Origin of the sequence: Burkholderia sp. MSHR3999, assembly GCF_000833595.1 — a bacterium.
Taxonomy (GTDB): Bacteria; Pseudomonadota; Gammaproteobacteria; order Burkholderiales; family Burkholderiaceae; genus Burkholderia; species Burkholderia ubonensis.
The window spans coordinates 632,156-648,109 of record NZ_JRFO01000001.1; the positions used below are offsets into that span (position 1 = coordinate 632,156).

Annotated in this window: 17 protein-coding genes; 1 reads left to right on the forward strand and 16 read right to left on the reverse strand. The window is 68.9% G+C overall.

Annotation, left to right across the window (positions count from 1 at the left end):
- Positions 1-9 precede the first annotated feature (9 nt).
- The 12 genes from ureG to urtA form a co-directional block, all read right to left on the reverse strand.
- Positions 10-657 carry an urease accessory protein UreG gene (ureG, locus tag KY49_RS03050; protein ID WP_042583323.1) on the reverse strand — a complete coding sequence of 216 codons (648 nt, stop codon included), beginning with the start codon at positions 655-657 and terminating at the stop codon, positions 10-12.
- Positions 658-673: 16 nt separating this feature from the next.
- A complete protein-coding gene (locus tag KY49_RS03055) occupies positions 674-1,354 on the reverse strand; it encodes an urease accessory protein UreF (RefSeq protein WP_042584527.1) in 681 nt (226 codons plus the stop codon).
- Complete coding sequence (gene ureE / locus KY49_RS03060; RefSeq protein ID WP_042583324.1) at positions 1,341-1,940, reverse strand: urease accessory protein UreE; 600 nt, start codon at positions 1,938-1,940, stop codon at positions 1,341-1,343. Before ureE ends, KY49_RS03055 begins: the two co-directional genes overlap by 14 nt.
- Before the next feature lie 24 nt (positions 1,941-1,964).
- Positions 1,965-3,671 (reverse strand): urease subunit alpha, encoded by a 1,707-nt coding sequence (gene ureC, locus KY49_RS03065; RefSeq protein WP_042583325.1) that lies wholly within the window; start codon positions 3,669-3,671, stop codon positions 1,965-1,967.
- Positions 3,672-3,700: 29 nt separating this feature from the next.
- On the reverse strand, positions 3,701-4,006 hold the full coding sequence (locus KY49_RS03070; RefSeq protein ID WP_042583326.1) for an urease subunit beta: 306 nt from the start codon (positions 4,004-4,006) through the stop codon (positions 3,701-3,703).
- Between the two features lie 10 nt (positions 4,007-4,016).
- A complete protein-coding gene (gene ureA / locus KY49_RS03075; protein WP_010091605.1) occupies positions 4,017-4,319 on the reverse strand; it encodes an urease subunit gamma in 303 nt (100 codons plus the stop codon).
- Positions 4,320-4,557: 238 nt separating this feature from the next.
- Positions 4,558-5,433 carry an urease accessory protein UreD gene (locus KY49_RS03080; RefSeq protein ID WP_042583327.1) on the reverse strand — a complete coding sequence of 292 codons (876 nt, stop codon included), beginning with the start codon at positions 5,431-5,433 and terminating at the stop codon, positions 4,558-4,560.
- Between the two features lie 90 nt (positions 5,434-5,523).
- Positions 5,524-6,216, reverse strand: coding sequence for an urea ABC transporter ATP-binding subunit UrtE (gene urtE, locus KY49_RS03085; protein WP_042583328.1), 693 nt, complete (start codon positions 6,214-6,216; stop codon positions 5,524-5,526).
- A 4-nt stretch (positions 6,217-6,220) separates the two neighbouring features.
- On the reverse strand, positions 6,221-7,078 hold the full coding sequence (urtD, locus tag KY49_RS03090; RefSeq protein WP_042583329.1) for an urea ABC transporter ATP-binding protein UrtD: 858 nt from the start codon (positions 7,076-7,078) through the stop codon (positions 6,221-6,223).
- Entirely contained in the window at positions 7,075-8,259 is a 1,185-nt protein-coding gene (gene urtC / locus KY49_RS03095) for an urea ABC transporter permease subunit UrtC (protein ID WP_042583330.1), read from the reverse strand. The genes urtD and urtC overlap by 4 nt, the downstream gene beginning before the upstream one ends.
- A 1-nt stretch (position 8,260) precedes the next feature.
- Positions 8,261-9,880: an urea ABC transporter permease subunit UrtB gene (gene urtB, locus KY49_RS03100; protein ID WP_042583331.1), complete on the reverse strand. Its 1,620-nt coding sequence runs from the start codon at positions 9,878-9,880 to the stop codon at positions 8,261-8,263.
- Between the two features lie 160 nt (positions 9,881-10,040).
- Complete coding sequence (gene urtA, locus KY49_RS03105; protein WP_042583332.1) at positions 10,041-11,348, reverse strand: urea ABC transporter substrate-binding protein; 1,308 nt, start codon at positions 11,346-11,348, stop codon at positions 10,041-10,043.
- 316 nt (positions 11,349-11,664) lie between these two features.
- On the opposite strand from urtA, the gene KY49_RS03110 reads away from it, so the two are divergent.
- Positions 11,665-12,993: an aspartate aminotransferase family protein gene (locus KY49_RS03110; RefSeq protein WP_042583333.1), complete on the forward strand. Its 1,329-nt coding sequence runs from the start codon at positions 11,665-11,667 to the stop codon at positions 12,991-12,993.
- Between the two features lie 69 nt (positions 12,994-13,062).
- On the opposite strand, the gene KY49_RS03115 is transcribed toward KY49_RS03110, so the two are convergent.
- The 4 genes from KY49_RS03115 to hemN all read right to left on the reverse strand — a co-directional run bounded on the left by KY49_RS03115 (position 13,063) and on the right by hemN (position 15,868).
- Positions 13,063-13,386: a rhodanese-like domain-containing protein gene (locus KY49_RS03115; RefSeq protein WP_010091617.1), complete on the reverse strand. Its 324-nt coding sequence runs from the start codon at positions 13,384-13,386 to the stop codon at positions 13,063-13,065.
- A gap of 8 nt (positions 13,387-13,394) precedes the next feature.
- Positions 13,395-14,048 (reverse strand): protein-L-isoaspartate O-methyltransferase family protein, encoded by a 654-nt coding sequence (locus KY49_RS03120; RefSeq protein WP_042584528.1) that lies wholly within the window; start codon positions 14,046-14,048, stop codon positions 13,395-13,397.
- A 101-nt stretch (positions 14,049-14,149) separates the two neighbouring features.
- Positions 14,150-14,407, reverse strand: a complete 258-nt coding sequence (locus KY49_RS03125; RefSeq protein ID WP_010091619.1) for a hypothetical protein — start codon at positions 14,405-14,407, stop codon at positions 14,150-14,152.
- Between the two features lie 75 nt (positions 14,408-14,482).
- The gene (gene hemN, locus KY49_RS03130; RefSeq protein WP_042584529.1) at positions 14,483-15,868 is read right to left on the reverse strand and encodes an oxygen-independent coproporphyrinogen III oxidase; all 1,386 of its coding nucleotides are present in this window, start codon (positions 15,866-15,868) and stop codon (positions 14,483-14,485) included.
- Between the last annotated feature and the right edge of the window lie 86 nt (positions 15,869-15,954).

Genomic DNA, 15,954 nt, shown 5'->3' on the forward strand with positions numbered 1-15,954 from the left:
CGCCCTCGCTCAGATCTTCAGCAATCCGTTCTTCTCGATGAACGCGACGACGTCCGCGACGCCGTCGAGCGCCTTCAGGTTCGTCATCACGTACGGCCGTTCGCCGCGCATCTTCCTCGTGTCGGACGCCATCACGTCGAGGTTCGCGCCGACGAGCGGCGCGAGGTCGGTCTTGTTGATCACGAGCAGGTCCGACTTCGTGATGCCCGGCCCGCCCTTGCGCGGGATCTTCTCGCCGCCCGCGACATCGATCACGTAGATCGTCAGGTCCGACAGCTCGGGGCTGAACGTCGCCGCGAGATTGTCGCCGCCGGACTCGATAAAGACGATGTCCGCGTCCGGAAAGCGCGCGAGCATCCGGTCGACCGCTTCGAGGTTGATCGACGCGTCCTCGCGGATCGCGGTGTGCGGGCAGCCGCCCGTCTCGACGCCCATGATCCGTTCCTCGGGCAGCGCGCCCGCGACCGTCAGCAGGCGCTGATCTTCCTTCGTATAGATGTCGTTGGTGATCGCGACGAGGTCGTAGGTGTCGCGCATCGCCTTGCACAGCATTTCGAGCAGCGTGGTCTTGCCGGAGCCGACCGGGCCGCCGATGCCGACGCGCAGCGGCGGCAGCTTCTTCGTGCGGCGGGCGGACGGGGAGTAGGGTGCGTTCATGGCGGAGGCGTGTGGGTCAGGAGCGGAACAGCCGCGAATACTGGGTCTCGTGCCGCGCGGACAGGATGCCGAGCTGCGGCGCGAACGTGTTGATCCGGTCGGGCGGCGTCGCGAGCGCGCGCCGCACGGCCGCGTCGATCGCGCCGCGCAGCGCGACGATGATTTTCTGGCCGGCGAGCTGGCCGAGCGGCACCGCCTTCAGCGCGGCGGACGTCTGGTTCTCGACCCAGCCGAACGCATACGCGGCGAGCGTCGCGTCGGCGCGCGCGCCGTGTGCCGCCGCCGCATACGCGAACGCGGTCGGCAGCGCGATCGGCGTGATCGCAGCAAGCGTTTCGCGGCGCGCGGCGTCGCCCCATTCGAGCGACGTGCACAGCTGTGCGAGCGACCAGCCCATCTGTTCGGTCTCGCGGCGCAGCTCCGCCGATTCGCGGCTCGCGACGAACCATGCGTTTTCGCGGGCGAGCGCGTCGGCGTCGTGCGCATGCCAGCGCGCGAGCTGGTGCGCGAGAAACGGCAGCTCGCCGTGCGCGAGCACGTCGGCCAAGCCGCTCGCGATCCAGTCGCGCGCGCCGTCGGCGTCGCGGATCAGGTTCGCGTCGAGCGCCGCCTCGAGTCCCTGCGAATAGCTGAACGCGCCGATCGGCAGTGCGGGCGACGCGAGGTGCAGCAGCGCGACGAGTTCAGTGGTGTTCATGGCCGTGGCCGTGCGTGCATCCGGGACCATGCTGGTGATCGTGATCGTGATCGTGCGAATGCGAATGGCCGTGGTGCTCGCCGAACATCTGCTGCGCGAGCGCATAGTCTTCGGCGAAGGTCGCGTCGTGGCCGTGCCGGTGTCCGCCGCCGTATGCGCCGGCTTCCGGCTGGAACGGCGCGTCGACCTGCTCGACCTGCGTGCCGAGCCGGCGCAGCATGTCCGCGAGCACGGGATCGGCTTCGAGCAACAGGTAGCCGTCGCCGATCTCGACCGGCGTGTGGCGGTTGCCGAGGTGGTAGGCGGCGCGCATCAGCGTCAGCGGATCGGCCGCGCGCACGCGCAGCACGGTTTCGGGCGCGGCGGCGACGCGCACGAGCGCGCCGTCGTCGGCGACGAGCACGTCGCCGTCGCGCAGCACGGTGCCGCGCGGCAGCACGAGCGCGACGTCTTCGCCGGTGTCGAGCGTGGCCGCGAGGCGGCTCTTGCAGCGGGCGTCGTAGGCGAGCGTGAGCGTCGGCGCGCGCGCGACGAGCGACGCGGCAAGCTTCACGTTCGGGGCAATGCGTTTGTCGAGGGTGCGCATGGATCGGCAATGAATCGGAAATCGTCAGAACAGGAAATAGCGCTGCGCCATCGGTAGCACCGCGGCCGGCTCGCAGGTGAGGAGCTGGCCGTCGGCGATCACGTCGTAGGTTTCCGGATCGACGCTGATCGCGGGCCGCCACGCGTTGTGGATCATGTCGGCCTTCGTCACGTTGCGGCAGTTGCGCACCGGCACGATCCGCTTCGCGAGCCCGTAGCGCTCGGCGACACCGGCGTCGGCCGCCATCTGCGACACGAACGTCAGCGACGTGCGCGCGAGCGCGCCGCCGCGCGTCGCGAACATCTCGCGATAGTGGACGGGCTGCGGCGTCGGGATCGACGCGTTCGGGTCGCCCATCTGCGCCATCGCGATCATCCCGCCCTTCAGGATCATCGTCGGCTTGATGCCGAAGAACGCCGGCTCCCACAGCACGAGGTCGGCCCACTTGCCGGGCTCGATCGAGCCGACCTCGTGCGCGATGCCGTGCGTGAGCGCCGGGTTGATCGTGTATTTCGCGACGTAGCGCTTCGCGCGGAAGTTGTCGTGGCGCGCATTGTCCTCGGGCAGCGCGCCGCGCTGCACCTTCATCTTGTGCGCGGTCTGCCAGGTGCGGATGATCACCTCGCCGACGCGGCCCATCGCCTGCGAGTCGGACGACAGCATCGACAGCGCGCCGAGGTCGTGCAGGATGTCCTCGGCCGCGATCGTCTCGCGGCGAATGCGCGATTCGGCGAATGCGAGATCCTCGGCGATCGACGGATCGAGGTGATGGCACACCATCAGCATGTCGAGGTGCTCGTCGAGCGTGTTGATCGTGTACGGGCGCGTCGGGTTGGTCGACGACGGCAGCACGTTCGCCTCGCCGCACACCTTCAGGATGTCGGGCGCATGGCCGCCGCCCGCGCCTTCGGTGTGATACGTGTGGATCGTGCGGCCCTTGAACGCGGCGACCGTCGATTCGACGAAGCCGGCTTCATTCAGCGTGTCGGTGTGGATCGCGACCTGCGTGTCGGTGTCGTCCGCGACCGACAGGCAGTTGTCGATCGCGGCGGGCGTCGTGCCCCAGTCCTCGTGCAGCTTCAGCCCGATCGCGCCGGCGGCGATCTGCTCGACGAGCGGCTGCGGCAGGCTCGCGTTACCCTTGCCGAGAAAGCCGAGGTTGATCGGCCAGCCGTCGGCGGCCTGCAGCATCCGCTCCATGTGCCACGGGCCCGGCGTGCAGGTGGTCGCGTTGGTGCCGGTCGCGGGCCCGGTGCCGCCGCCGAGCATCGTCGTCACGCCGGACGCGAGCGCCTCGTCGATCTGCTGCGGGCTGATGAAGTGGATGTGCGTGTCGATGCCGCCCGCGGTCACGATCAGCCCTTCGCCGGCGATCACTTCGGTCGCCGCGCCGATCGCGATCGTCACGCCAGGCTGGATGTCGGGATTGCCGGCCTTGCCGATCGCGGCGATGCGGCCGTGCTTGATCGCGATGTCGGCCTTCACGATGCCCCAGTGATCGAGGATCACCGCGTTCGTGATCACCGTATCGGGCACGTCGGCGGCGACGCGCTGCGACTGGCCCATCCCGTCGCGGATCACCTTCCCGCCGCCGAACTTCACTTCCTCGCCGTAGATCGTGAAGTCGCGTTCGATCTCGATCAGCAGCTCGGTATCGGCGAGACGGATGCGGTCGCCCGTCGTCGGCCCGAACATCTCCGCATACGCGCGGCGGCTCAAGCGTAGTGTCATGTCTTGATGTTCCTGAAGAGCGGGGCGGCTTACAGCGGCCCCATCACCTTGCCCTGAAAGCCGTAGACGGCGCGTTCGCCGGCCAGCTCGACGAGCTCGACCGTGCGGGTCTGGCCCGGCTCGAAGCGCACCGCGGTGCCGGCCGCGATGTTGAGCCGGAAGCCGCGTGCGGCCGCGCGATCGAACGACAGCGCGTCGTTGACTTCGTGGAAGTGGTAGTGCGAGCCGACCTGCACCGGGCGGTCGCCGGTGTTCGCGACCGTCAGCGTGAGCGTCGCGCGGCCCGCGTTCAGTTCGTGCTCGCCGTCGTCGGTGAGGATTTCGCCGGGAATCATTCGGAGTGCCTCACGGAATCGGATGGTGGACCGTGACGAGCTTCGTGCCGTCGGGGAAGGTCGCTTCGACCTGGATGTCGGGGATCATCTCGGGCACGCCTTCCATCACGTCGTCGCGCGTGAGCAGCGTGGTGCCGTAGTGCATCACCTCGGCGACGGTCCTGCCGTCGCGCGCGGCTTCCATCAGCGCGGCGGTGATGAACGCGACCGCTTCCGGATAGTTGAGCTTGAGGCCGCGCGCACGGCGGCGCTCGGCCAGCAGCGCTGCCGTGAAGATCAGCAGCTTGTCTTTTTCGCGGGGAGTCAGTTTCATGAAGGCAAGCGTTCAGGAAAACGTAATTGTTTCTCGGTGCACTGCCGCCGTGCAGAAGCGCGATTTCATCGTAGCACCGCATCATCCGGCGTGCCGTGTGTATCGCATATGTAAGGAGCAAGCCGCGTGCCATGCACGCGGAACGGCGCCGGATGCGCGTTCGTGGTGCGCGGTGCATGCGCGGCGTGCACCGCCGGGCGCGGCGCTGCGCCGAAATGGGGCGTTCAGGCGGGCGGGGTCAGGTCTGCCAGAGCCGCAGCGGCTGCGCGGCGACGCCGTGCACGATCGGGCGCAGATGCAGCCAGCAGTCGACGAAGTGCCGTTGCAGCGCCTCCATCGACGTCGCGAGCGCGCGCACGAGCACGACGCCGGGCGTCACGCAGGTCGCGCCTGCGCGCAAGGTATCGTCGAACGGCATCCGTTCGGCGAGCGATTCCGCGAGCGCGGCGTCGCACGCGGCGCCGATCGCCCACAGCGTGCCGTAGACCGGGAAGCCCGCGAGCGCCTGCGGCGCGCCGCGCAGCGCGTCGTCGGCATCGAGCAGCGCGCGCTCGGTCCACAGCGGCCGGCCGGCGGCGTCGACGATGGCCGACGTCGACGCGACGCGGCCCGTCGTCCATGCTTCGCCGGCCGCCTGCCGGCCGAGCTGCGTCGCGTCCCAGCCGAGCGCGCTCGCGCCCGCGCCGAGCGTCAGCGTGAAGGCGAGCGACGCGTGCGCCGCGTCGAAGAGCAGGTTGTTCTGCGGCAGCCAGTCGAGCTTCGCGTTCTCGCCGAGCACGATGCCGATGCGCTGCGTCGCGTCGAGGCCGTTCGACTTGTACCACTTGGTCGCGCCGGGCGTCGTCAGCACCGCATGCGCGCCGTTGCCGAGCGCGATGTCGAGGTCGAGCCGGTCGCCGCCCGCGACGCCGCCCGGCGGATGGACGATCACCGCGTGGCAGATCGCGTCGCCTTCCGGATACAGCGGCCGCTGCACGCGCAGCGGGCCGTCGTGCAGGCGGTGGACGAGCGTCGTGCGCGCGCCGTGCCGCTCGAAGCCGAGTTCGAGACGGGCGCGCCAGGACTTGGCGACGGCGGGGCGGGACAGCGACACGTGGGAATCGGGGGCGGACATCGGCAGGCGGGGCACGGGAAACGGACGCGGGGAACGTGGATGCTACCGGAACAATAATCCATCTGCCGCACCCGCGATCCGGCGCCGCTGCTACACGGCGATCAACTCCCGCACGCCATTGCTTTCCATGTCCCGCGCCTCGCCGCCCGCGACGATCTCGCCGCGGCTCATCACCCAGTAATGGTCGGCGATCGAGCGCGCGAAGTCGTAGTACTGCTCGACGAGCAGCACCGTCATCTTCGTTTCGTCGACGAGCTGCCGCAGCGTGCGGCCGATGTCCTGGATGATCGACGGCTGGATCCCTTCGGTCGGCTCGTCGAGGATCAGCAACTGCGGTTCGCTCATCAGCGCGCGGCCGATCGCGAGCTGCTGCTGCTGGCCGCCCGACAGGTCGCCGCCGCGCCGCGCGCGCATGTCCTTCAGCACCGGAAACAGGTCGTAGATGCGGTCCGGCACTTTCGACGGCGCTTTCCGGCTCGCCGCGCCGACGAGCAGGTTTTCCTCGACGGTGAGCCGCGGAAAGATGTCGCGGCCCTGCGGCACATAGGCCAGCCCGGCCGCGACGCGTGCATACGGCGGCAGCGCGCCGAGCGGCGCGCCGCGCCACGCCACCGTGCCGCTCTTCGCGGCGACGACGCCCATCAGGCAGCGCAGCAGCGTCGTCTTGCCGACGCCGTTGCGGCCGAGCAGCACGGTCAGCTTGCCGTCGTCGGCGGAAAGCGTCACGTTGCGCAGGATATGGCTGCCGCCGTAATACTGGTTCAGCGAGTCGATCTTCAGCATCGCGTCATCGTCCGAGATAAGACTCGATCACCGCGTCGTCGCGCTTGACCTGATCGAGCGTGCCGTGCGCGAGCACCGCGCCTTCGGCCATCACCGTCACGCGCCCCGCGTCACCCGCGAGCGCCGCGACGAATTCCATGTCGTGCTCGACGACCATCATCGAGCAGGTGCCGCGCAGCGTGTTCAGCAGGTCCGCGAGCTCCATCGTCTCGTGATCGGTCATGCCCGCCGCGGGCTCGTCGAGCAGCAGCAGCGCGGGGCGCTGCATCAGCAGCATGCCGATCTCGAGCCGCTGCTTCTGCCCGTGCGACAGCTCGCCGGCCGCGCGGAACGCGTGCGCTTCGAGGCCGATCAGCGCGAGCGTCTCCTCGATCTTCGCCTGCGCGGCCTTGTCGAGCCGCGCACGCAGCGACGCGAGCCAGCCCTTGTCGGTCTGCATCGCGAGCTCGAGGTTTTCCCACACCGGGTGCTGCTCGAACACCGTCGGCTTCTGGAACTTGCGGCCGATGCCCGCGCGCGCGATCTCCGGCTCGCTCATCCGCGCGAGGTCGAGCGTCTGGCCGAGAAACACCTTGCCCGCGTCGGGACGCGTCTTGCCGGTGATCACGTCCATCATCGTCGTCTTGCCCGCGCCGTTCGGGCCGATCACGCAGCGCAGCTCGCCCGCGTCGATCGACAGCGACAGTTTCTTCAGCGCACGGAAGCCGTCGAAGCTCACTTCGATATCCTCGAGATAAAGGATCGTGCCGTGCGACGTGTCGATGCCGGGCGTCACGACGCGCCCCATCGACGCCGAGCCGCTGACCGCGAGCAGCTCGTCCTCGCTCGGCGGCGCGAACTGGTAGAGGGCGGTTCCGTTCATGCGCGTTTCCCCTTCGCGATGGCGGCTTCGACGAGCCCCATGATCCCGCGCGGCAGCAGCAGCGGCACGAGCACGAAGATCAGGCCGAGGAAGAACAGCCAGTATTCGGCGAAATACGCGGTGAAAAAGCTCTTTGCGCCGTTCACCGCGAACGCGCCGACGATCGGCCCGATCAGCGTGCCGCGTCCGCCGACGGCGACCCAGATCGCCATCTCGATCGAATTGCCCGGCGACATCTCGCCGGGGTTGATGATGCCGACCTGCGGCACGTACAACGCGCCCGCGATGCCGCACAGCACGGCCGACGCGGTCCACACGAACAGCTTGTACGCGAGCGGGCTGTAGCCGAGGAACATCAGCCGCGTCTCGCCGTCGCGCACCGCGGTGACGACGCGCCCGAGCTTGCTCGTGACGATCGCGCGCGCGGCGACGAACGCGAGCACGAGCGCAGCGAAGGTCAGCAGGAACAGCACCGTGCGCGTGCCGGGCGACGTGATCGGGAAGCCCGCGATGCGCTTGAAGTCGGTAAAGCCGTTGTTGCCGCCGAAGCCGGTCTCGTTGCGGTAGAACAGCAGCATCGCGGCGAACGTCAGCGCCTGCGTGATGATCGACAGGTACACGCCCTTCACGCGCGAGCGGAACGTGAAGAAGCCGAACACCCACGCGAGCATCGCGGGCACGAGCACGACCAGCAGCAGCGCGACCGCGAGATGCTGCGTGCCGCTCCAGTACCACGGCAACTGATGCCAGTCGAGAAACACCATGAAGTCGGGCAGGTCGCTGCCGTACTTGCCGTCGCGGCCGATCTCGCGCATCAGGTACATGCCGATCGCATAGCCGCCGAGCGCGAAGAACAGGCCGTGGCCGAGACTCAGGATGCCGCAGTAGCCCCACACGAGATCGAGCGCGAGCGCAGCGATCGCGTAGCACATCAGCTTGCCGGCGAGCGTCATCGCATACGCGGACAGGTGGAACGCGCTCGACTCGGGCGCGACGAGCGCGGCGAGCGGCACGCCGGCGCCGATCGCGATGCACAGCGCGACGAGCGCGAGCCATGCGCGGCGCGACAGCAGCGCGGGGCGCGGCGGCAGGCCGAGCGCGAACCCGGCCTGCACGCGCTCGGCGGCGGGCGGCGTGGCCGCGGCGGACGCGTTCGGCAACGAATCGGTCAATGCGGTCATGTCAGGCCTCCGCGCTGCGTCCCTTCAGGGCGAACATGCCCTGCGGACGTTTCTGGATGAACAGCACGATCATCACGAGCACCGCGATCTTCGCGAGCACCGCGCCCCAGAACGGCTCGATCGCCTTGCTGACGAGGCCGAGCCCGAAGCCGCCGAGCACGGTGCCGGCGATCTGCCCGACGCCGCCCAGCACGACGGCCATGAACGAATCGATGATGTAGTTCTGGCCGAGATCCGGGCCGACGTTGCCGATCTGCGACAGCGCGCAGCCGCCGAGGCCCGCGATGCCCGCGCCGAACGCGAACGCATACGCGTCGACGCGCGCGGTCTTCACGCCGACGCACGCGGCCATCCGGCGGTTCTGCGTGACCGCGCGCACGAACAGGCCGAGCCGCGTCTTCGTCAGCACGGCCCACGCGATGAACACCACCGCGAGCGCGAACGCGAGGATCACGAGCCGGTTGTACGGCAGGATCAGGTTCTGCATCACGGTCACGCCGCCGCTCATCCAAGACGGGTTCACGACCTGCACGTTCTGCGCGCCGAACAGCATCCGCATCGCCTGGATCAGGATCAGGCTCACGCCGAAGGTCGCGAGCAGCGTCTCGAGCGGGCGGCCGTACAGGTGCCGCAGTACGAGCCGCTCCAGCACGATGCCGACGAGCGCGGCAGCGGCGAACGACGCGGGCACCGCGACGAGCGGATACCAGTCGAACGCGGCCGGCGCGAAACGCTGCACCAGCGTCTGCACGACGTAGGTCGCATATGCGCCGATCATCAGGAATTCGCCGTGCGCCATGTTGATCACGCCGATCAGGCCGTAGGTGATCGCGAGGCCGAGCGCCGCGAGCAGCAGCACGCTGCCGAGCGACAGGCCCGCGAACAGGGTGCCGGCGATCTCGCCGCGGCGCTGCAATGCGTGCAGCGCGTCGAGCCCTTGCTGCGCGGCGTCGCGCACGCGCGCGTCCGGTTCCGTATAGCTGCCGTCGGCGTTCTTCGCGACGAGCGGGCGCAACTGCTCGATCATGTCGAGATCGCTGCGCGCGGCGACGAGCCGCACCGCGTCGAGACGCTTCGCCGGATCGGCATCGTGCAGCGCGGCGATCGCCCACAGCGCGTCGAGACGGCGCTTCAGCGACGGGTCGGTCTCGTTCGCGCGGGCGCGGTCGATCATCGGCTTCAGCGCGGGATCGGGCGACTTCAGCAGCGCGTCGATCGCGTCGCGCCGCGCCGCGACGTCCGGCGACGCGAGCGCGCGGCCCGACAGCGCGGCGGCGATCTTCGTGCGCAGCAGGTTGTTGAGCATCACCGGCTGCGCGTCGCCGGGCTGCGCGGCGGCTTGCGTCAGCGCGTCGTGCGCGGCGTCGCCGGTCTGGATCAGGATGCGGCCGTCGCCGGTCGCGAGCGCGTCGCCGGACGACAGCGCATCGAGCAGCGTCACGGCGTGCGGATCGGGGTCGGCGGCGAGCCATTCGATCGCGGCAGTCTTCGCGTCGAAGTCGTCGCCGGCGAGCGCGGCGGTGTCGGCGGCCGTCAGCGCGAAGGCCGCGCGCGGCGCGACGCCGGCGAGGGCGGTGCACGCAACGAGCGCGACGGCGGCGCGGCGGAGGAGTGTAGGCATCGGGAAGTCCTGGCAGACGTGGGGAAGAGGTCTCCTGCGGCGATGCCGGGGTGTCGGCGGGCGCGGTGACGGTTCGCGATCGCGGCCGAAGCCGGCGTGCCGCAACGGCGAACCGCCGTGACCGGGAGCGCCACGCGTTCGCGCGGCGCCCCTTGCCGCATCAGGCCAGCGCCGCGCGCTGCCGGCGCAGGAACGCCGGAATCGAGCTGACGACGTCCGGCTTGCCCTGGTTGCCCGCGATGAACGGGCTCCACGGCTGCGCGCGAATCGCGGTCTTGGTCTTCCACACGACGTTGAACTGCCCGTCGCCGCGGATCTCGCCGATCATCACCGGCTTGTGCAGGTGATGGTTGCCGTCCATCGTCAGCGTGAAGCCGGACGGCGCGGTGACGCTCTGGCCGATCATCGCGACGCGCACCTTGTCGACGTCGGTGCTCTTCGCCTTCTCGACTGCCTGCTTCCACATGTGGATGCCGACGAAGGTCGCTTCCATCGGGTCGTTGGTCACGCGCTTCGCGCCGCCGGGCAGGTTGTTCGCCTTCACCCACGCGGCGAACTGCTCCTTGAACTTCGTGTTCGACGGGTTCTTCACCGACATGAAGTAGTTCCACGCGGCGAGATGCCCGACGAGCGGCTTCGTGTCGATCCCGCGCAGCTCTTCCTCGCCGACCGAGAACGCGACGACCGGCACGTCGGTCGCCTTGATCCCCTGGTTGCCGAGCTCCTTGTAGAACGGCACGTTCGAGTCGCCGTTGATCGTCGAGATCACGGTCGTCTTGCCGCCTTGCGAGAAGTTCTTGATGTTCGCGACGATGGTCTGGTAATCGCTGTGGCCGAACGGCGTGTAGACCTCCTGAATGTCGGCCTCCTTCACGCCCTTCGATTTGAGGAACGCGCGCAGGATCTTGTTGGTCGTGCGCGGATACACGTAGTCGGTGCCGAGCAGGAAGAAGCGCTTCGCGCCGCCGCCTTCGGCGCTCATCAGGTACTCGACCGCGGGAATCGCCTGCTGGTTCGGCGCGGCGCCCGTGTAGAACACGTTGCGCGACATTTCCTCGCCCTCGTACTGCACCGGATAGTAGAGCAGGCCGTTCAGCTCCTCGAACACGGGCAGCACCGACTTGCGCGACACCGAGGTCCAGCAGCCGAACACGCACGCGACCTTGTCCTGCGTGAGGAGCTGCCGCGCCTTCTCGGCGAACAGCGGCCAGTTCGACGCGGGATCGACGACGACCGGCTCGAGCTTGCGGCCCAGCACGCCGCCGCTCTTGTTGATGTCGGCGATCGTCATCAGCGCGGTGTCCTTCAGCGACGTCTCGGAGATCGCCATCGTGCCGGACAGCGAATGCAGGATGCCGACCTTGATCGGGCCCGTGCCCGAATCGGCGGCGTGCGCGAACGGGCTCTTGCCTGCCAGCGCGAGCGCGCCGGCCATCGATCCGAACTTCAACAGACTGCGACGTTTCATCGGGTTCCCCTTGACGTGTTGGATGTGCGTGCGCCGCTGCGGCGCCGACCATCGGCATTACGCAAGGCATGTGCCAGCCGCGCGCATGCACGGCGGACGTGCGTCGCGCGGGCGGCGGCGCGGTGCGCGTGACGCGTCGTGCGGCACGAATGGCTCGTCGCGGTGCAGGCGCGCGGGCGCAAATGGTGCACGGTTGTGCTTCACCGTTGCGGTGCTTACACTCGGGTTTCGCATTGCTTCGCACCATGTCTTCGCACCACGCCGGCGCGCCCTGCCACCGCGCAGCCGCGCCGAACGATTCCACCGAGGAGCCGCCATGAGTCAGCAGCAAACGAACGCCCCCGATCTGTCCGCCTTCTGGATGCCGTTTACCGCCAACCGCCAGTTCAAGGATGCGCCGCGCCTGCTGGTATCGGCGAAGGGGATGTACTACACGTCGCACGACGGCCGGCGCATTCTCGACGGTACCGCCGGGCTCTGGTGCGTGAACGCCGGGCACGGGCGCGACGAGATCGTCGCGGCGGTGAAGGCGCAGGCCGAAGAGATGGATTTCGCGCCGACCTTCCAGATGGGCCATCCGAAGGCGTTCGAGGCGGCCACCCGGATCGCGCGCCATACGCCCGGCGACCTCAAGCACATCTTCTTCACGAACTCCGGCTCGGAAGCGGTCGATACCGCGCTGAAGATCGCGCTCGCGTATCACCGCGCGCGCGGCGAAGGGCAGCGCACCCGCTTCATCGGCCGCGAGCGCGGCTATCACGGCGTCGGCTTCGGCGGCATCTCGGTCGGCGGGATCGCGCCGAACCGCAAGGCGTTTTCGGGCGCGCTGCTGCCGTCGGTCGACCATCTGCCGCATACGCTGAACCTCAACGAAGCCGCGTTCTCGAAAGGGCAGCCCGCGTGGGGTGCGCACCTCGCCGACGAGCTCGAGCGGCTCGTCGCGCTGCACGACGCGTCGACGATCGCCGCGGTGATCGTCGAGCCGGTCGCCGGCTCGACGGGCGTGCTGATTCCGCCGAAGGGCTATCTCGAGCGCCTGCGCGAGCTGTGCGACCGGCACGGCATCCTGCTGATCTTCGACGAGGTGATCACCGGCTGGGGGCGCCTGGGCGCGCCGTTCGCCGCGCAGTTCTTCAACGTGACGCCCGACCTGCTGACGATGGCGAAGGGCACCAACAACGCGGCGGTGCCGATGGGCGCGGTCGCAGCGAGCGATGCGATCCACGACACGATCGTGAACGGCGCGCCGGCCGGCATCGAGCTGTTCCACGGCTATACGTATTCGGGGCATCCGCTCGCGGCCGCCGCCGCGTGCGCGACGATCGACCTGTACGAGCGCGAGAAGCTGTTCGACCGCGCCGCGCGGATGGCGCCGGTGTTCGAGCGCGAGATCCACACGCTGAAGGACGCGCCGCACGTGATCGACGTGCGCAATCTCGGCCTCGTCGGCGGCGTCGAGCTGAAGCCGCGCGACGGCAAGCCAGGCGCGCGCGCGTACGACGTGTTCGTCAGGTGCTACCAGAAGGGCGCGATGGTGCGCTATACGGGCGACATCCTCGCGTTCTCGCCGCCGCTCATCGTCGAGGAGGCGCAGATTGCCGAGCTGTTCGCGATCGTCGCGGAAGCACTGAAGGAAACGGAGTAGGGCGGAAAGAGAAACGGGCGCGCAGCGCGCGCCCGTCGGGCAATTCGTGCGGCCGGCCGGTCAGTCAGGTCAGTACCGCGGCACGGCCGGATCGACGTCGCGCGACCACGCGTCGATCCCGCCCTGCAGGTTGTAGAGCTTCGTGAAGCCGCGCGATTCGAGGAACATCGCGACCTGCGCGCTGCGCATCCCGTGATGGCACACGCAGACGATCTCGGCTTCGTCGTCCAGCTCCTCGCTGCGCGCGGGAATCTGCTGCATCGGGATCGACACGCTGCCCGCGATCTGCGCGGTCGCGATTTCCCACGGCTCGCGCACGTCGAGCACGACGGGCGCGGGGCGGGTCTTGTCGGCGAGCCAGTCCGCGAGCATCGCGGGCGTCAGGATCTGCATGATGGTGCTCAGAACTTGAAGCGCGACGGCTCGATCGCGTTGACGAGGTGGTCGACGTAGGTTTCGAACACGTCGGCGACGCGGTACTGCTTGTCGTCGATGCGCGTGATGACCTGCGCCTTCATCACCGGACGGCCGCCGACGAACGCCGACAGGCGGCCGCCGGTCTTGAGCTGCTCGAGCATCTCCTGCGGCACGACGGGCAGGCCGCCCGCGACGCAGATCACGTCGTACGGCGCCTTCGCCGGCCAGCCGCGCGAGCCGTCGCCGAGCACGACCTCGGCGTTCGTCACACCGTTGTTGCGCAGGTTGTCTTCCGCGAGCTTCGCGACCACCGGGTCGATCTCGACGGCCGTCACGTGTTGCGCGCGCGCCGCGAACAGCGCGGCCAGGTAACCCGAGCCCGCGCCGATCAGCAGCACGTTCTCGTGCTTCTTCACCGCGAGCTCCTGCAGCACGCGCGCCTCGACGCGCGGGAACAGCATCTTGTGACCGCCCGGCAGCGGCAGTTCGAGGTCGGCGAACGCCAGGTCGCGGTATGCGGCCGGGACGAAATTCTCGCGCTTGACGATCGACAGCAGGCCCAGAACTTCCAGATCCAGGACGTCCCATGGACGGATCTGCTGCTCGATCATGTTGAAACGCGCTTGTTCGATATTCATGGTGGTCATGCAGCCTGGTCGGCCGTCAGCGGAGATAGAAAAACTCGTCAATTGTACCAAACGGGACGGGCAGCCAGCCTTCAGAAGCCCTGCAATGCAGCTTATCGCTTGCTGTTCTTGATCTGTTCCTCGAATGCGAGGTCGAGCTTGCTGGCCTTGCGCGGTTTTTTGGGGCCAAGGTCGTCGACGAACTTGACGAATTCGTCGAGCGGCAACGGCTCGCAGCGTTTTTCGGCGGCGCCGCTCGAGCGGTCGACGAGATAGAACAGGCCGCCGGGCATCGCGACCGCCGCGAGGTGCGGGTTGCCGGAGCGGGTTTTCAGGCGTTCGACCGCGTGGGTCGCCTTGGTGGTGCGCATGGTGCGGGTTCTGCTGCGGACATGAGGCCCACACTGTATCAACAACCGGCCGCGCGTGCGCGGCCGGCGACCCGCTCAGACCGTGCGCGAGTAGCGCTGCTGCGGCGTGTGGGCGAGATACGCGTCGAACGCCATCGCGATGTTGCGCACGACCATCCGGCCGGCCGGATGGATCGTCAGGCGGTCGCCGGCGATGCTCAGCAGGGCGTCGCGCTCGAATTCGCGCAGCGCGTCCAGCTCGCGCGCGAAATGGTCGGCGAAGCGGATGCCGTGCGCGGCCTCGACGTGCGAGAACGGCAGTTCGAGGTTGCACATCAGCTGCGTGATCACGTCGCGGCGCAGCCGGTCGTCGGCGGTGAGCCGCACGCCGCGCGCGATGGGCAGCCGGCCCGCGTCGAGCGCCGCGCCGTATGCGGGCAGGTCCTTCGCGTTCTGCGCGTAGACGTCGCCGACCTTGCCGATCGACGACACGCCGATGCCGATCAGGTCGGTGTCCGCGCGCGTGCTGTAGCCCTGGAAATTGCGCTGCAGCGTGCCGTTTTGCTGGGCCGCCACCAGTTCGTCGCCCGGCCGCGCGAAGTGGTCCATGCCGATGTACACGTAGCCCGCCGCCGTCAGCATCTCGATCGCGAGCCCGAGCAGCGCGACGCGCGTCGCGGGCGGCGGCAGCGCGGCGTCGTCGATCTGCCGCTGCATCTTGAACAGGTGCGGCATGTGCGCGTAGCCGAACACCGACAGCCGGTCCGGCGCGAGCTCGATGATCGTCTCGAGCGTGCGGCCGAAGCTCGCCACAGTCTGGTGCGGCAGCCCGTAGATCAGGTCCACGCTGACCGACTGGTAGCCCGTCGTGCGCGCGGCGCTCAGCAGGTCGGCCGTCATCGCGAGCGGCTGGATGCGGTTGATCGCCTGCTGCACCGCCGGATCGAAATCCTGCACGCCGAGGCTCAGCCGGTTGAAGCCGATCGTGCGCAGGTGGACGAGCGTCGCCGGCGTGACCGTGCGCGGATCGATCTCGATCGAGAACTCGGCGTCGGCGTCCTGCGCCAGCGTGAAATGCTCGCGGGTCGCCGCCATCAGCTCGGCCGTCTCGTCGTCGGACAGGAAGGTCGGCGTGCCGCCGCCCCAGTGCAGCTGCGTGACCGGGCGCGCCGGGTCGAACAGCGCGGCCTGCAGCGCCATCTCGCGCTTGAGCTGGTCGAGATAAGGGCGCGCGCGGCGGCGGTTGCCGGTCGCGATCTTGTTGCAGCCGCAGTAGAAGCAGGCCGTGTTGCAGAACGGGATGTGGAAGTAGAGCGACAGCTCGCTCGACGACGCGCCCGGGTCGCCGGCCGCGCGCACGTAGTCGGCCGGGTCGAAGTCGTCGCGGAACTGCAGCGCCGTCGGGTACGACGTGTAGCGCGGCCCGTTCGCGCCGTACTTCGCGAGCAAATCGGGGCGGAACAAGGTGTCGGCTGAGCTCATCGCGGTCTCGCGCATTTAGATGCTTCCGAGTATATAAACGCGCGATTCGTCCGCATTGTGTAATAACGTCGCAGCCGGGGATGGCA

Excerpts from the sequence above, each read along its gene's own strand:
- ureC (WP_042583325.1), bottom strand. The coding sequence starts at position 3,671 with ATGACACTACGCTTGAGCCGCCGCGCGTATGCGGAGATGTTCGGGCCG.
- ureA (WP_010091605.1), bottom strand. The coding sequence starts at position 4,319 with ATGAAACTGACTCCCCGCGAAAAAGACAAGCTGCTGATCTTCACGGCA.
- KY49_RS03070 (WP_042583326.1), bottom strand. The coding sequence starts at position 4,006 with ATGATTCCCGGCGAAATCCTCACCGACGACGGCGAGCACGAACTGAAC.
- urtD (WP_042583329.1), bottom strand. The coding sequence starts at position 7,078 with ATGAACGGAACCGCCCTCTACCAGTTCGCGCCGCCGAGCGAGGACGAG.
- KY49_RS03120 (WP_042584528.1), bottom strand. The coding sequence starts at position 14,048 with ATGAATATCGAACAAGCGCGTTTCAACATGATCGAGCAGCAGATCCGT.
- KY49_RS03080 (WP_042583327.1), bottom strand. The coding sequence starts at position 5,433 with ATGTCCGCCCCCGATTCCCACGTGTCGCTGTCCCGCCCCGCCGTCGCC.
- KY49_RS03110 (WP_042583333.1), top strand. The coding sequence starts at position 11,665 with ATGAGTCAGCAGCAAACGAACGCCCCCGATCTGTCCGCCTTCTGGATG.
- KY49_RS03115 (WP_010091617.1), bottom strand. The coding sequence starts at position 13,386 with ATGCAGATCCTGACGCCCGCGATGCTCGCGGACTGGCTCGCCGACAAG.
- urtB (WP_042583331.1), bottom strand. The coding sequence starts at position 9,880 with ATGCCTACACTCCTCCGCCGCGCCGCCGTCGCGCTCGTTGCGTGCACC.
- KY49_RS03055 (WP_042584527.1), bottom strand. The coding sequence starts at position 1,354 with ATGAACACCACTGAACTCGTCGCGCTGCTGCACCTCGCGTCGCCCGCA.
- ureG (WP_042583323.1), bottom strand. The coding sequence starts at position 657 with ATGAACGCACCCTACTCCCCGTCCGCCCGCCGCACGAAGAAGCTGCCG.
- KY49_RS03125 (WP_010091619.1), bottom strand. The coding sequence starts at position 14,407 with ATGCGCACCACCAAGGCGACCCACGCGGTCGAACGCCTGAAAACCCGC.
- ureE (WP_042583324.1), bottom strand. The coding sequence starts at position 1,940 with ATGCGCACCCTCGACAAACGCATTGCCCCGAACGTGAAGCTTGCCGCG.
- urtE (WP_042583328.1), bottom strand. The coding sequence starts at position 6,216 with ATGCTGAAGATCGACTCGCTGAACCAGTATTACGGCGGCAGCCATATC.
- urtC (WP_042583330.1), bottom strand. The coding sequence starts at position 8,259 with ATGACCGCATTGACCGATTCGTTGCCGAACGCGTCCGCCGCGGCCACG.
- hemN (WP_042584529.1), bottom strand. The coding sequence starts at position 15,868 with ATGAGCTCAGCCGACACCTTGTTCCGCCCCGATTTGCTCGCGAAGTAC.
- urtA (WP_042583332.1), bottom strand. The coding sequence starts at position 11,348 with ATGAAACGTCGCAGTCTGTTGAAGTTCGGATCGATGGCCGGCGCGCTC.